Source organism: Pseudomonas sp. St290, assembly GCF_018325805.1.
Classification (GTDB): Bacteria; Pseudomonadota; Gammaproteobacteria; order Pseudomonadales; family Pseudomonadaceae; genus Aquipseudomonas; species Aquipseudomonas bijieensis.
In genome coordinates this window covers 262,991-276,390 of record NZ_AP014703.1, presented here as the reverse complement: position 1 = coordinate 276,390, position 13,400 = coordinate 262,991, and the positions used below count along the sequence as shown (strand labels likewise).

The window sequence follows — 13,400 nt, the reverse complement described above, 5'->3', positions numbered from 1 at the left end:
CCCGCTGGGGGGGCGAAGCGGCCCTGTTTTTTAGGGCTGCTGCGCAGCCCAGCGGGAGCAAGCTCCCTCGCCACGATAAGTGTTCATACTCCTCTGCAGTTGGCCTATGCTGCCCAGCATGACGCCGCTTCATACATGAGGGATGCCCGATGTTTTACGTGCAACGCGATGCACAAGGCCTGCTGGTGCGCGTAGAAGCCACCGCCTACGCCGAAGCCACCGAGACCTTGCCGGCCGACAACCACGAGATCCAGGACTGGTTCGCCAACCAGGCGGTGGAAAACAGCCTCAAGCAGCTCAAGCAGAGCGACCTGGAGATGATCCGGGTACTCGACGACTTGATCCAGGTGCTGACCAGCAAAGGCGTCATCCGCGTCACTGACCTGCCACCGGCGGCCCAGGCCAAGCTGATGGACCGCACCCAGGCCCGGGAAGCATTGGGTGGGTTGAGCCGGTTGATCGATGATGATGAGAAGGGGTTGATCTAGGCTGACGCCCGGGCTGACACCAGCCGGAGCAGCACACAACCCCTGTGGCGAGGGGATTTGTCCCCGCTGGGCTGCGCAGCAGCCCCAGATGCTTGAAGGTGAACAGCCTGACACACCGAGGCGGCCGGGTTTTAGGGCTGCTGCGCAACCCAGCGGGGATAAATCCCCTCGCCACAGGTTTTGGGTCGTCTGGGCTGACGCCATCGCGAGCAAGCTCGCTCCCACAGTTGATCGGTGTTGATCTCCATATTCCGGTTCGAAGCAGGTCCCGTGTGGGAGCGAGCCTGCTCGCGATGGCAATCGTCAATCCACAGCAGGCCTGTCAGCTCGACGCTTGCACTTCAAGCCGATCCATCGCCCGCTCCACCAACAAATGCACCCCATCGGCCATTCGACTGATCGCCAGGATTACGCTGCGGCGTGAGCCGTCGACGTCATCAGCCAGGTCGGCCGCGATGGCGCTGATGGACAGCAAGTCTTCGGAGGCATTGGCCAGGAGGGTTTCGGTGTCGATGTCTGGGGAGACCATGAAGAGCTGGGCGGTTTGGGTTTTTCCCGAGGCGTCATCGGTTGGTTTGGGATTGAGGTAGTAGTCGAGGGCGCGTTGGGCGGCTTCGTCGAGTTTTTTGGATTTCGAGGATTTGTCGGAGGCGTTGCCAGGGCTTTCTGGCGGATTCGGAGTGACCTTGAACATTAGAGACTTCCTAAACAGTTAAGTGGAAACCGTCACCGTTCACTTGCACGCGAATAAGGGTGGCGGCCGTACGCAGGTGTGCAAGACCGGGCCTGTTTAGGACACCCAGCAGATCCAAGGATCTCCTGCGTGCAGCCGCCATAAAGCAGTGGGCAGAAGAAAGCCCCTGAGCAATGTAGCGTCGCATCCTAAACAGTTTCTTCGGACTTGCACGTCCGTGTCACCGTTTTTTCAGTGACAAACCCAGACTAGCCACGGGGCAGACGCCGGACAAGTTCACCAAGTTCGCCACAACTCGAAGGAAATCTCCTAGGACCTTACTTTTAGAGGGGGTGTATATCCGTTTCTGCGGTAACGGCTACTTACGGTTCCGCCCTTACGGCCATCCCTTTCAAGGTCTTAGGTAAAATCCCCTGAAGTTTCTATCAGGGATACCCGAACGATGTGGGCCGATGTTCTGGAGCGTTTCGAGAAAAAAGCACCTGCCAGCGTTATGGCCAAATTGGCGCTGGAGCACGCTATTGCCCCTGAGTGGGTCGATCAGGTCTTCGAAGAACATCGGCAACGGCAGTATTCTCGTGAGCTACTGTTCTCGACCATCATCAAGCTGATGTCCCTTGTTTCATTGGGCTTGAAGCCGTCCCTTCACGCCGCCGCGCGGCAACTGGAAGATCTTCCTGTCAGCCTGGCGGCCCTCTACGACAAGATCAGTCGTACCGAGCCAGCTTTGTTGCGCGCCCTGGTCACGGGCTGTGCGCAGCGCCTGGCTCCAACCATCAAGGAGTTGGGTTGCACGACGATGTTGCCGGGTTGGCAGGTTCGGGTGGTGGACGGTAATCACTTGGCATCCACTGAGAAACGACTGGGGGCTTTACGCCACGAGCGCGGCGCCGCTCGGCCCGGGTTTTCGGTGGTTGTCTACGACCCCGACCTGGATCAAGTCATCGACCTGCAGGCATGTGAAGATGCCTACGCAAGCGAGCGCGTTTGTGTGCTGCCCCTATTGGCCAATGCCGAGCCAGGCCAAGTGTGGCTGGCTGATCGACTCTATTGCACGCTCCCGGTTATGGAGGCTTGTGAGCAGGTCCAAACCTCCTTTGTCATTCGTCAGCAAGCCAAGCATCCACGCTTGATTCAAGAGGGTGAGTGGCAAGAGCCAGTGCCTGTGGAAACAGGCACTGTGCGTGAGCAGATCATTCAGGTCAGAGGCGGTTATCAGTGTCGGCGTGTCGAACTGACGCTTCATTCGCCAACAGACTCGGGTGACAGCAGCTTGATGTTCTGGAGCAACCTGCCTGAAGGCGTCAGCGCGCAGCAGATCGCGGAACTCTATCGCCGCCGCTGGAGCATTGAAGGCATGTTCCAGCGACTGGAAACAATCCTGGAAAGTGAAATCGAAACCCTTGGTAGCCCAAAGGCTGCATTGCTCGGGTTCACTACTGCGGTGTTGGCCTACAACGTCCTGGCCGTACTCAAACGAAGCGTCGAGCAAGCCCATCAGGCTTCCCAGCCTGACGGCTGGGAAGCCTCAACCTATCACTTGGCGGTTCAGGTCCGGAGTGGTTATGAAGGCCTGCAAATTGCGCTGCCCTCGGAATGTTTTCCCGTCATACCTCTGGAAAAACTGGCCCAGCGCTTGTTGGAACTGGCCAGAAACATCCAACCAAAACAAGTTGCGAAAAATCCCCGGGGCCCCAAGGTGCCTAAACCCAAAACATGGGTGCAAGGCACTGCGGTGCATGCACATGTTTCAACGGACCGGGTAATCAAGGCCGCCAAAACGAAAAGACCTTGAAAGGGATGGCCCTTACGGCGGCTCCGGCATTGCTCCGTGGGCCGCCGCGAAGGGCCATCCATGGTCCAGCGCGGCTATCCCGGCATCCATGCCGGGATGCCCACTGCGCAATGCCTGCGTTCGGCCATCGTGGTTAACGGGGCGCCAAAATCTACGTCCACCGCGAGGCGGCCTGATAGCGGACCTGGTTCTTGATGGGGATCGCGTTCCTCTGTGGGAGCGAGCCTGCTCGCGAAGAGGCCAGCAAGCCCAGTAGACATATGACTGAACCACCGCTATCGCGAGCAAGCTCGCATAGCGTTTACCGTTGATCAATCTGTGCCGTGATGGCTGGGAAGCTTTTGTGGCGAGGGGATTTATCCCCGTTGGGCTGCGCAGCGGCCCCCAAACCAAGCAACTCGGTGTGCCAGGAAGGCTGAGTTCATTGCTTTAGGGCTGCTGCGCAGCCCAGCGGGGATAAATCCCCTCGCCACAGGACTGTGCCGCTCCCAAAAACCCTGTGGGTATCCAACATCACCACAAACTGACCCTCCGCATCGCGAGCAAGCTCGCTCCCACAATGGGACCGGAGTACGGCCGGGAGAGCCAGGTCGGCTGTCAGGCCGCCTCGCTTCGGCTTTTGATCTGGGGGCCCCGTTAACCACGCTGGCCGAACGCAGGTATTGTGGAGTGGGCATCCCGGCATGGATGCCGGGATAGCCGCGCTGGACCATGGATGGTCCTTCGCGGCGGGCCCACGGAGCAATGCCGGAGTGAGGGCATGCCGAGCCTAGGCGAGGCACCGAGTGGTGGGGCAAGACCTTTTGGTTACTTTTGGGGCGTTTGCCAAAAGTGACACGCCGTAAGGGCGTAACCGCCAGTGGCCGTTACCGCAGCAATGGATATGTACTCGGTCAGAAGGTCAACAAACCTCACCCCCAACGCCGAGGCTCCCCAACCAACTGCCCCTGCACCCCAAACAACCCCATCTCCCGAATCACCGCCAACTCCCCCTCCGTCTCAACCCGCTCAGCAATCAACGGCAAGTCAATACTGTGAGCCGCACGCTGAATCGCCTCGATGAACAGTCGCTTGTCACTTTCCTGATCAATCGCACGAATATAGCTGCCATCGATCTTCAGGTAAGCCAACCCCAACCGCGACAAGTTACCGATCATGCTGAACCGCCCACCAAAACGCTGCAGGCTCAGAGAGAAGCCAAGCTCGCGCAAACGCCGGGTCAATTGTTCCAGGACAGCTTGCTCCGGCAATTGCTCTTCACCAATCTCCAAGGTCAAGCGCGACCCAAGGTTGGAATGCGCCCGCAGGACTTCAAAGACCTTGTTCAGCGCCTGCGGATCGGCCAAGGTCGCCGAAGACAGGTTCAACGCCAGGGATTGCTCATGCCCGGCCATTTGCTCGAGCACCTGTTCGAGCATCAAACGGTCCAGGCGCGCGGTCCAGCCAAAGCGCTCCAACCACGGCAAGAACCGCCCGGCGGGAATCGTCTGACCCTGCTCGTCCAACAAACGCGACAGCACCTTGTAATGCAACACTACCTGGGTGTCCTGGGCAGCCACCACCGGCTGGAAGTACAGCTCGAATCGCTGATGATTCAAGGCCTGGTCGAGCAACGTGTGCCAGGCATGGTGATCATCGCCGACGCTCGCCGAGGCGCTGTGGTCCAGGCAGGCCCAACCCGGTTCGCCCTGGCTTTCGGCCTGGGCCAAAGCCTGGTCGCCAAGCTGGAGCACCGCTTGCGGCGAGTCGCCATGGACGAACGGCGCCAGCCCGATGGAGGCCACCGACGCCACATCCGTCGCACCGGTGGCATGCAAGCTCGCCAACGCGGCTTCGAGGTTCTGCGCCAGTTGCAGCGCTTCCTCGCGCACCAGCCCAGGTGCCAGCACCGCGAACTCGCCACCGCGAATACGCGTGACCAGGTTATGGGTTTCCGGATACCGCGCGCATTCGCGCAGCAATTGCTCGCCCACCGCCTGGAGCAACTGGTCGGTACGCTGCCCGCCCAACCGCTGGTTCAAACCGGCCAGGTCCTTGACCCGCAACAACAGCAGATAACCGGAGCTGGCCTGCTCCGGGTTGCTCACTCGCGCGTTGAGCTGCATCTCGAAATAACGCCGGTTGGCCAGGCCCGTGAGATTGTCCTGGTAAGACTCGACCCGCAGCTTCTCGCTGCGCTCGGCCTGCTCCTGGAACAGCGCCTTGAGTTTCTCGACCATCTGGTTCATCGCCTGCACCACGCGCCGCAGTTCAGGCGTGCGTGGCAGCTCCGGCAGGCTCAGGAACTCGCGTCGGGCGATGGCATGGGACTGATGCACCATGTAGTCCAGCGGCTTGAGCTGGCGACGCAGCAGCAAGGCCCCCAGCACCGCGCTCACGGCGCCGCACAGCAGCAACCAACCCAGGCTGCCCAGCGCGCTCTGCCACAGCTTGGCAAGGGCAAACATCGGGTGGCTGACCACTTCGACCCGCGCCGCCTGTTCCCAGCCGCGGCTGACGATTGCATCGCCGCCGGCCGGTTCCAGGCCGATCAGCTTGACGAACCACTGCGGCACGCTGCCGGCGTCCGGCGTGCCGGTACGTTCGACAAGGGTCTTGTCGGTGGCCACATCGACCACGCGAATGCTGGCGTAGTAGCCGCTATCGAAGATCGAGCTGACCATCAGCTCCACCATCGCCGGGTCGTCGATGTTCGGTGTCAACGACAACGCCAGCGCCGTGGCCGCGTCCTGGGCGTGGGAGCGTAACTGGTTGACGTACTGGGCCCGCGAGCTCTCCAGGCTGACCATGAAGCTGCCGCTGAAGGCAACCACCAGGAACAGACAGATAGCGATCAACAGCTGTTTGAACAAGGACATCTGAGCGCGCGCTCCTAGTTAGTCGTCTCGACCGGAAAACCTTCGGCCTGCATTTTTTTCAACACATCCTGCCACCGGGACAGGCGCTTGGTGTCTCCCACTTTTTTGTTGCCCTTGGCGCCCGGCAGCCACAGCCCTTCGGCATTGAAAGAGTAGACCGGGAGCAAGTCGGTTCGCAGGCTGGCCGGCAGGATGCCGTCGATCAGGCTGTCGAGGACCAGCGGCATCGCCTCGGGCGTGGCGTAATAGGTGAGCACCATGTGCGCACGGTTCTGCCGCAAGGCCTTGACGTAGGTGATGCGCAGCTTGTCACTGGACACCCCGAGATGACGCAGGCTGAAATACTTGGCGATGGCGTAGTCCTCACAATCGCCGGCCCCCTTCCACAGGGCCTGGATCGGGGTTTCCCAGTAGTCGACCTCGCGCCACAGGTCGATGTCTTCCACGTAGCGCACCTGTTTGTTGAAGAACAGGTTCACCACCTTGAGCTGTTCCAGTTCCGGGATCTGTTTCTGCGTCGCCAACAATTGCTGCCACGCGTCGATCCGTTGCTGCCCTTCGCCCAAGGGACCATATAACGCTTGCGCCCGTCGGCTGATCTGCGCAAAGTCCCAGTCAGCCCGTAGGCCACCCAGCATCAGGCCGGCCAGCAGCAATGCCGAACACAGCCAGCGCAAGGACCTGAGAACAGGGAAAGGTGCAGCCAAGGGAATACGTCCGAAAAGGGCCGTTGGAAATTCGTTGGATGGTGAAGCCTGGCCCACTAAAAGACAATGGCAGGGTGCAATCACCGCAGGCAGACTAAACTTTAGTTCAGGAACTGGGGCCGCGAGATTTTGACGGCTTGGAAATCTGTAACTAACGTTGGCTTGGATCCAATTTCGTTACTACCAGTCAGGTGTTGTCGTGACACAGAAGCCAAAACCGCTTAGCACTATCCAGGTCAACGGGCCCATCCCGGCTGACCAGGCACGTTCGATCATCGAAGAGTCTCTGCGCGAGGCCATCCTCGATGGACGCCTGCCTTGCGGCACCGCCCTGCGCCAGCAGGAACTGGCCGACCTGTTCGGCGTGAGCCGCATGCCCGTACGCGAGGCATTGCGCCAGTTGGAGGCGCAGTCACTGCTCAATGTGGTCCAGCACAAGGGTGCCGTAGTGGCGCCATTGATTACCAACAATGCAGTAGAAACCTACGCCCTGCGTTCGGTCCTGGAAGCTTTCGCCCTGCGCCTGTCCATCCCGCTGCTCGATGACAGCGACCTGGCACTGGCCGCCCAGTACATCGAACAACTGGAAACGGAAACCGATCACGCCGAGATCGGCAAGCTCAACCGGCTGTTCCACATGTCGCTTTATCACAAGGCCCCCAACAGCAAACTGCTGGACCTGATCGAGCGCGAGCTCAATGAAGAAGAGCGCTTCCTGCGCTTTCACCTGTCATCCATGGGGCTGGGCAAGTTGAGCCAGGACGACCATCGCGCGCTGCTCGACGCCGCGCGTGCCAAGGACATCGATAAGGCCATCGTATTGCTGGAGCTGCACCTGGAAAAAGCCTCCGTCACCATGCGCCGCTATCTGGAACAGTCGTCGAACCCTTGATCCCACACCGGCCGCTCCGGCCGGCGTAAAAACTTCTTACATATCCTTCCGACTCACTTGTCGCCTGCGCGGCGCGGCCTGGCCGTGGCCGCGACTCGTCGTCCCATCAGTTCAATGGCACTGCCATCGATTTGGGCTCACTCTTGCGCTTGTCGATTCAAAACAGACCTGAAGAAGTCAACGCCTGGCTGAAACCAGACGAATCGAAGCCAATACGCAAGGAGCGTCGTCCAACCGGCGGGATGATCGGATGTCCGACCGACGTCCTGCCCATAACATAAAACTTCTTAACTCCCCGATCCCTGAAGTGCTCCGAGTGAGGCATTCACTCGAACTATTCGATTCTGATACCCCTAAATCGGAAGGAGCTTCTTCGCCCCAATAAAACTTATATAAAAAGTTTTAAAAACCCTCTTCGCGCCCAATAAACAGCCAACTTAAAATAATTAAAAAATTACTTGCCGCTTACTTGTTTCATGTATTAGTTTTTTGTTCGTCGCACTCTTGGCGACCCTTTCAACTCCCCGAGAACCCTTTAAATACAGGCGCAGCAAGCCAGAAACACGTACTAAAGGCGAATATTTAAGCTACTTGGTAATTCATGGATTCCGATTCAGGCACCCGCTCGCCCTAATTAAATAACGAGCCGCCTTCCGGATAAGACATCATTGATGAGGACGTTCCAATGCAGCCAACCAAAGAACAACTATCTCTAAAAAAACACGAACTTGGCCAACATCCGGTTTTTTCCGAAATAACATCAATCGATCTGTTACGCCGCTTTATGGAAAGCCATGTGTTTGCCGTGTGGGACTTCATGTCACTGACCAAACGGCTGCAACGGGAGCTGACCTGCGTGCACCTGCCCTGGCTGCCGCCGGCAGACCCGCACGCGGCACGCCTGATCAACGAAATCGTCTTGGGCGAGGAATCGGATGACCGCCCAGGAGCAGGCTATTGCAGCCATTTCGAACTGTACCTGGATGCCATGCGCGAGGTCGGTGCCGATACCCGCGCCATCGAGCAATTCATCACTCTGCAGCAGGAAGGCGTCAGCCCCGAAACGGCGCTGGAGAGTGTCGATGTCGAGCCGGCGGCGGCACGCTTCGTCCGCCAAACCTTGCACACCGCCCTGCACGCCCCGGCTCACAGCGTGGCCGCCGCGTTCGTGCATGGACGCGAGAGCGTCATCCCGCAGATGTTCCAGCGCATGCTGGATGCCTGGGGCATAGGCCTGGATCAGGCACCGACCTTTCGCTACTACCTGCAACGGCACATCGAAGTCGATTCCGAAGACCATGGCCCGGCAGCGGAAAAACTCTTGGCCCGGCTGATCGACGGCGACCCGCAACGTGAAACCGAGGTACTGGTCGCCGCACTCGCCGCGGTCCACAGCCGTGCGGCCTTGTGGGACGGCCTGCGTCAGAGCATGGCCCAGCCGGTTGCGCAGGTGATGCCATGAACGCCATCCCTTACCAATCCTTCGCCGACGCCTGGGAAAGCCGCGCCACCATCCGCACCCGACCACGGCGCCGGGTCGAAGACGACGACAAGCTGATCTTCCCCATGAGTCGCCAGCCGCTGGTGCACAGCCAGACCTTCCTCAGCCACTGTGCGCAACTGCGCGACTTTGTGCTGGTGCAGAGCCTCTACAAGTTCATCAACGACGTGGTGATTTTCGAGACCGAGTTGGTGGACCACACCGCCCGGCGCATCGCCAAGAACCGCTTCGGCATCGAGTTCCCGTTCGCCTGCCGTTATGACGCGATGACCGTGGTGGTGGACGAGGATTATCACGCGCTGGTGGCGATGGACTTCATGCAACAGACCATCGACATGACCGGCATCGATCCTATCCCGTTGCCTGGGCAGATCGAACTCAGCCGCGCCATACCGGCGACCCTGGCCCGGGCGCCGGAGCATTTGCTCAGCGCCGTGGAGCTGATCTGCATCGCCATCGCCGAGAACACCGTGACCAACGAAGTGGCCGCATTCGCCCGGGACGACTCGGTCAAGGCCTCGATCAAGGGGCTGATGGCCGATCACTTGCTCGACGAGGGACGGCACTCCGGTTTCTGGACCCGACTGGTGCAGATCTATTGGCGCACCGCCCCCGAGGAAGACCAAGAGGCGATTGCCCGATTGATGCCCGGTTTCATCGCCCAATACCTGGCGAGCGACCTGCAGCAAGCGTTCGACTTCGAGCTGATCGCGCACCTGCCCGTCGACGAGTCGGTGCGCCAGTCGCTGCGTGAAGACGCCAGTGCACTGGCGTATCCCATCAATCGTTTTCACCCGTTGGTGGGCAACATCACGCGCTTTTTCCGTGGCAGCTCGATGCTCGCGTCCCCCTGCGTACGCGACGCCCTTGCCGATTACCTGACCCCATGAGGACCTTTCGATGAGACGCCTCGAAATCGCAGTGCCTGGCACAAGCCAGGCCATGGCCGAACTGGCCCGGGAACTGGAGCTGCATGGCCACGGTGTGGTGGATCGGCAATCGCCGTCCGGGCACGGCGCGGTCGACCTGTTGATCGACGATGGTACCGTGCAGTGCAACACCCAGGCCCGCTCTTGCCTTCAGGTACGCGTGGCGTTGCAGGCCATGCCCGGGCAGGTATTACCGCAACCGGTGTTGGTGTTCAGCGACGCTGCGCAGCGGCTGTTGTGCCAGGAAGTGATCGCGACGCAACGTGACGGCAATGGTCAATCGTTGCGCCTGCGTACGCTGGCGACGCTGGTCGAGACGGGCGCACGACTGGTCAGCCAGTTATCCCGGGATCAAACCTGCTTCGATCACTGGCCGACGGCACACGCTGACACTGTCGCCGCCCCCCTGCTCGGGCTCGATGCGCTGGAGCCGCTGGCGTTCGAGCACGGCCTCAATCGGCCGCCGGTACCCTGGCTGCTGGCCGCCGCCGACGTGCCGGTGATGCACAGCATCGAACAGCGCATGCTCGATGATGCGACGCAACCGGCCCTGTGGATCGATGGACAACTCATCGACTACAAATCCTTGCGCCGCCTGGCGCTGAGGTTGCAGCAGCCGATGCTGGAAATACTGCAACGAGCAGAACATGAGAAAGGTGCTGTTGGAGAACCTGTGGGAGCAAGGCTTGCCCGCGATGAAGACACCGATGCTCTCAAACAAACCGCGTCATCGTTCATCGGGGGCAAGCCTTCCTCCCACAGGCCTTCCTCCCACAAGGTGATCGGCGTGTGCCTGCCCAAGTCCGCGCAGTTGTACGCGGCGATCCTGGCAGTGCTGGGCTGTGGGGCGGTGTATCTGCCACTGGACCCGCAGCACCCGGCGCAACGTCGGCGCTTTATCCTGGAAAATGCCCAGGCGGACCTGCTGCTGCACGACGGCGACAGCGACCTGGGCGAGCTCTCGTTGCCCACGCTGAATGTCCATCAACTGCCAATGCCCAAGCCAGGCATCCCCGCTTCGCTGATCCGCCGCAGGGTCGACAGCGATGAACCGGCCGTGGCGATCTACACCTCCGGCACCACCGGCCAGCCCAAGGGCGTGTTGCTCAGTCACCGCAACCTCAGCCATTTCTGCGCCTGGTACGGCGACTACGTCGGGTTGCAGCGCGACAGCCGCGTGTTGCAGTTTTCCACCATCAACTTTGACGCCTCGCTGCTGGATATCCTGCCGACGTTCATCCACGGCGCCCTGCTGGTGGTACCCAGCGAAGACCAACGCCGCGATCCGCAGCAATTGGTCGCGTTGATTCACCAACAGCACATCAGCCACGCCTTTTTGCCGCCTGCGCTGTTGAGCGTCATGCCCCTCGATGCCCCGCTCGGCCTGACGCACTTGATCACCGGTGGCGATGTCTGCGAGCCGTTCGTGATCGAACAGCTCGCACCACAATGCCAGTTCCACAATATCTACGGCCCGACCGAAACCACGGTGCTGGCGACCACGCGGCCATTCAGCGTCGGCGACAACAACCGCAACCTTGGCGTGCCCATCGCCAACGGTCGGGTACTGATCCTGGACGAACAACTGCAACCGGTTCCCCAAGGTGTCCCCGGCGAGCTGTACATCGCCGGCCCGGGTGTCGGCCTGGGTTATCTGAACGATCCGGCGCTGAGCGCGACGCGCTACCTCGACCTGACGCTGCCCACCGGGCAAACGCTGCGGGTCTATCGCACGGGAGATATCGGGCAATGGACCGACAACGGCATTGAATTGAGCGGGCGGCGGGATAACCAGGTGAAGATCCGCGGCTTTCGGGTCGAACCCGAGGAAATCGAGCATTGCCTGCGCGACAGCCAGTTGTTTCGCCAGGTGGCGGTGGGAGTCGATGAACGACGGCGGATCCTGGCGTTCCTGGTGCATCCCGAGCAAGCGCGACCCGGCGCTGCCCTCCAGGCCCTGCGCGAGCATGTGCAGAACAGCTTGCCCAGCTACATGCACCCGGCGGCCTACGTCGAGCTGCCCAGCCTGCCTTACACCAGCAATGGCAAGGTCGATCGTCGGGCATTGCTCGCCATGGCGGTGCAGGTGCACGCCGACGGCCAGCGGCGCCAGCCGCAGAGCGCCCTGGAGACGCAACTGCGGCAACTGTGGGCCGATCTGCTGGAGCTGCCGGTCGAAGACATCGCCACCGACGAAAGCTTCTTCAACCTGGGCGGGCACTCGATCCTGCTGTCACGACTGCTGCTGAGTATCCGCCAGACGTTCGGCCGCAGCCTGTCGATCAATCGCTTCATCGAAGCGCCGACGTTGATGACCATGGCGAAGTTGCTGGACGACCCTGAACAAAACAGCGCATCGACCCTCAGCACCCAGGCCTTCATCGATGCCGAGGCCGAGCTCAACCTCGATCCGCTGCCCATCAGCCAATGCGGCGATGTGCATAAGGTGGTAGTGACCGGCGCCAACAGCTTTCTCGGGGTGCACATCGTCGAAGCGTTGCTGGCCTGGGGCGCCACCGAAGTCGCGTGCCTGGTACGTGCCAGCGCGGAACAAAGCGCGGCCGAGCGGTTCTCCCAGGCGCTTCAGGACAATCACCTGACCCACCTGGATCTGGACCGCGTCAGCGTGTATGCCGCCGACATCACCCAGCCGCAACTGGGTCTGCCGGACGACGTCTATGCGCACATCGACCGTACCTTCGGTGCGCTGGTGCACAACGCGGCCCACGTCAACCATGTGCTCGACTACGAGTCCCTGGCGCGGGACAACGTGGAGCCGATCTTCGAATGCCTGCGCTTGTGTGAGGGGCGCAGCAAGAAGATCTTCAACTTCGTCTCCACGCTTTCGGCGTCCAGTGCCCTGGATGCCGACGGCCAGGTGCTGGAACAGCCCGCCGCCAAGACCCCACCGATCTACATCAAGAACGGCTACAACCTGTCCAAATGGGTGGGCGAACGGATCCTGCAGCGCGCTCGGGATCGCGGGGTTTGGGTCAATCTGTTCCGCCCCGGCAACATCAGTTTCAACAGCCTGACCGGGGTCTGCCAGCCCCATAAGAATCGCTTGATGCTGATGCTCAAGGGCTCGATCCAGCTCGGCCAGGTGCCAGACCTGTCTCTCAATTTCGACCTGATGCCGGTGGACTTCCTGGCCCGCTTCATCGCCTTCCACGCCAGCCGCTACCAGCCGACGCAAGCGGTGTTCAACCTGCACAACCCCGAGCCGTTGAGCTGGGACGCTTATGTGGCGTCGTTCCGCGACAGCGGCCGGGAGTTCTCCCTGGTGAGCGTCGCCGAGTGGCAACGGCAACTGGCGCGGGTCGATGCCGACAACGCGTTATTTGGCGTGCTGGGTTTCTACCTCAACGGCTTCGAGGAAGACATCGGCGACATCTCGCTGATCAGCCATGACAACGCCCGCGCCGGTGTGCGGCAGATGGGCGCCCGCTACCCGGAAAAGTCCCCGGCCCTGTTACGCCGCGGCGCTGATTACCTCAAGGCTATCGACTTCATCTGAAACACCCTCAACCCAAAGC

At 60.7% G+C, this 13,400-nt stretch carries 9 protein-coding genes; 6 read left to right on the top strand and 3 right to left on the bottom strand.

The features are described from left to right. The first annotated feature begins 149 nt into the window (after positions 1-149). Complete coding sequence (locus tag PBDP_RS01195; protein ID WP_003196545.1) at positions 150-488, top strand: hypothetical protein; 339 nt, start codon at positions 150-152, stop codon at positions 486-488. Positions 489-810: 322 nt separating this feature from the next. Here the strand turns inward: PBDP_RS01195 and PBDP_RS01190 are convergent, their stop codons facing one another. Beyond that, entirely contained in the window at positions 811-1,182 is a 372-nt protein-coding gene (locus PBDP_RS01190) for a DUF6124 family protein (protein ID WP_109756638.1), read from the bottom strand. A 493-nt stretch (positions 1,183-1,675) separates the two neighbouring features. Here PBDP_RS01190 and PBDP_RS01185 point away from each other — a divergent pair, with 493 nt between their 5' ends. Continuing rightward, complete coding sequence (locus tag PBDP_RS01185) at positions 1,676-2,977, top strand: IS4 family transposase (RefSeq protein ID WP_212802470.1); 1,302 nt, start codon at positions 1,676-1,678, stop codon at positions 2,975-2,977. 911 nt (positions 2,978-3,888) lie between these two features. Here the strand turns inward: PBDP_RS01185 and lapD are convergent. Next, positions 3,889-5,835: a cyclic di-GMP receptor LapD gene (gene lapD / locus PBDP_RS01180; RefSeq protein ID WP_116833903.1), complete on the bottom strand. Its 1,947-nt coding sequence runs from the start codon at positions 5,833-5,835 to the stop codon at positions 3,889-3,891. A gap of 14 nt (positions 5,836-5,849) precedes the next feature. Beyond that, complete coding sequence (gene lapG, locus PBDP_RS01175; protein ID WP_502936866.1) at positions 5,850-6,473, bottom strand: cysteine protease LapG; 624 nt, start codon at positions 6,471-6,473, stop codon at positions 5,850-5,852. Between the two features lie 268 nt (positions 6,474-6,741). Here lapG and PBDP_RS01170 point away from each other — a divergent pair, with 268 nt between their 5' ends. The 4 genes from PBDP_RS01170 (at position 6,742) to PBDP_RS01155 (ending at position 13,381) form a co-directional block, all read left to right on the top strand. Next, positions 6,742-7,434: a GntR family transcriptional regulator gene (locus tag PBDP_RS01170; protein WP_109756641.1), complete on the top strand. Its 693-nt coding sequence runs from the start codon at positions 6,742-6,744 to the stop codon at positions 7,432-7,434. A gap of 685 nt (positions 7,435-8,119) precedes the next feature. Beyond that, positions 8,120-8,896 (top strand): DUF3050 domain-containing protein, encoded by a 777-nt coding sequence (locus PBDP_RS01165; RefSeq protein WP_109756642.1) that lies wholly within the window; start codon positions 8,120-8,122, stop codon positions 8,894-8,896. Next, positions 8,893-9,825 carry a diiron oxygenase gene (locus PBDP_RS01160; RefSeq protein ID WP_163855824.1) on the top strand — a complete coding sequence of 311 codons (933 nt, stop codon included), beginning with the start codon at positions 8,893-8,895 and terminating at the stop codon, positions 9,823-9,825. The genes PBDP_RS01165 and PBDP_RS01160 overlap by 4 nt, the downstream gene beginning before the upstream one ends. 10 nt (positions 9,826-9,835) lie before the next feature. Beyond that, positions 9,836-13,381, top strand: a complete 3,546-nt coding sequence (locus PBDP_RS01155; protein ID WP_212801711.1) for a non-ribosomal peptide synthetase — start codon at positions 9,836-9,838, stop codon at positions 13,379-13,381. Positions 13,382-13,400: the final 19 nt, after the last annotated feature.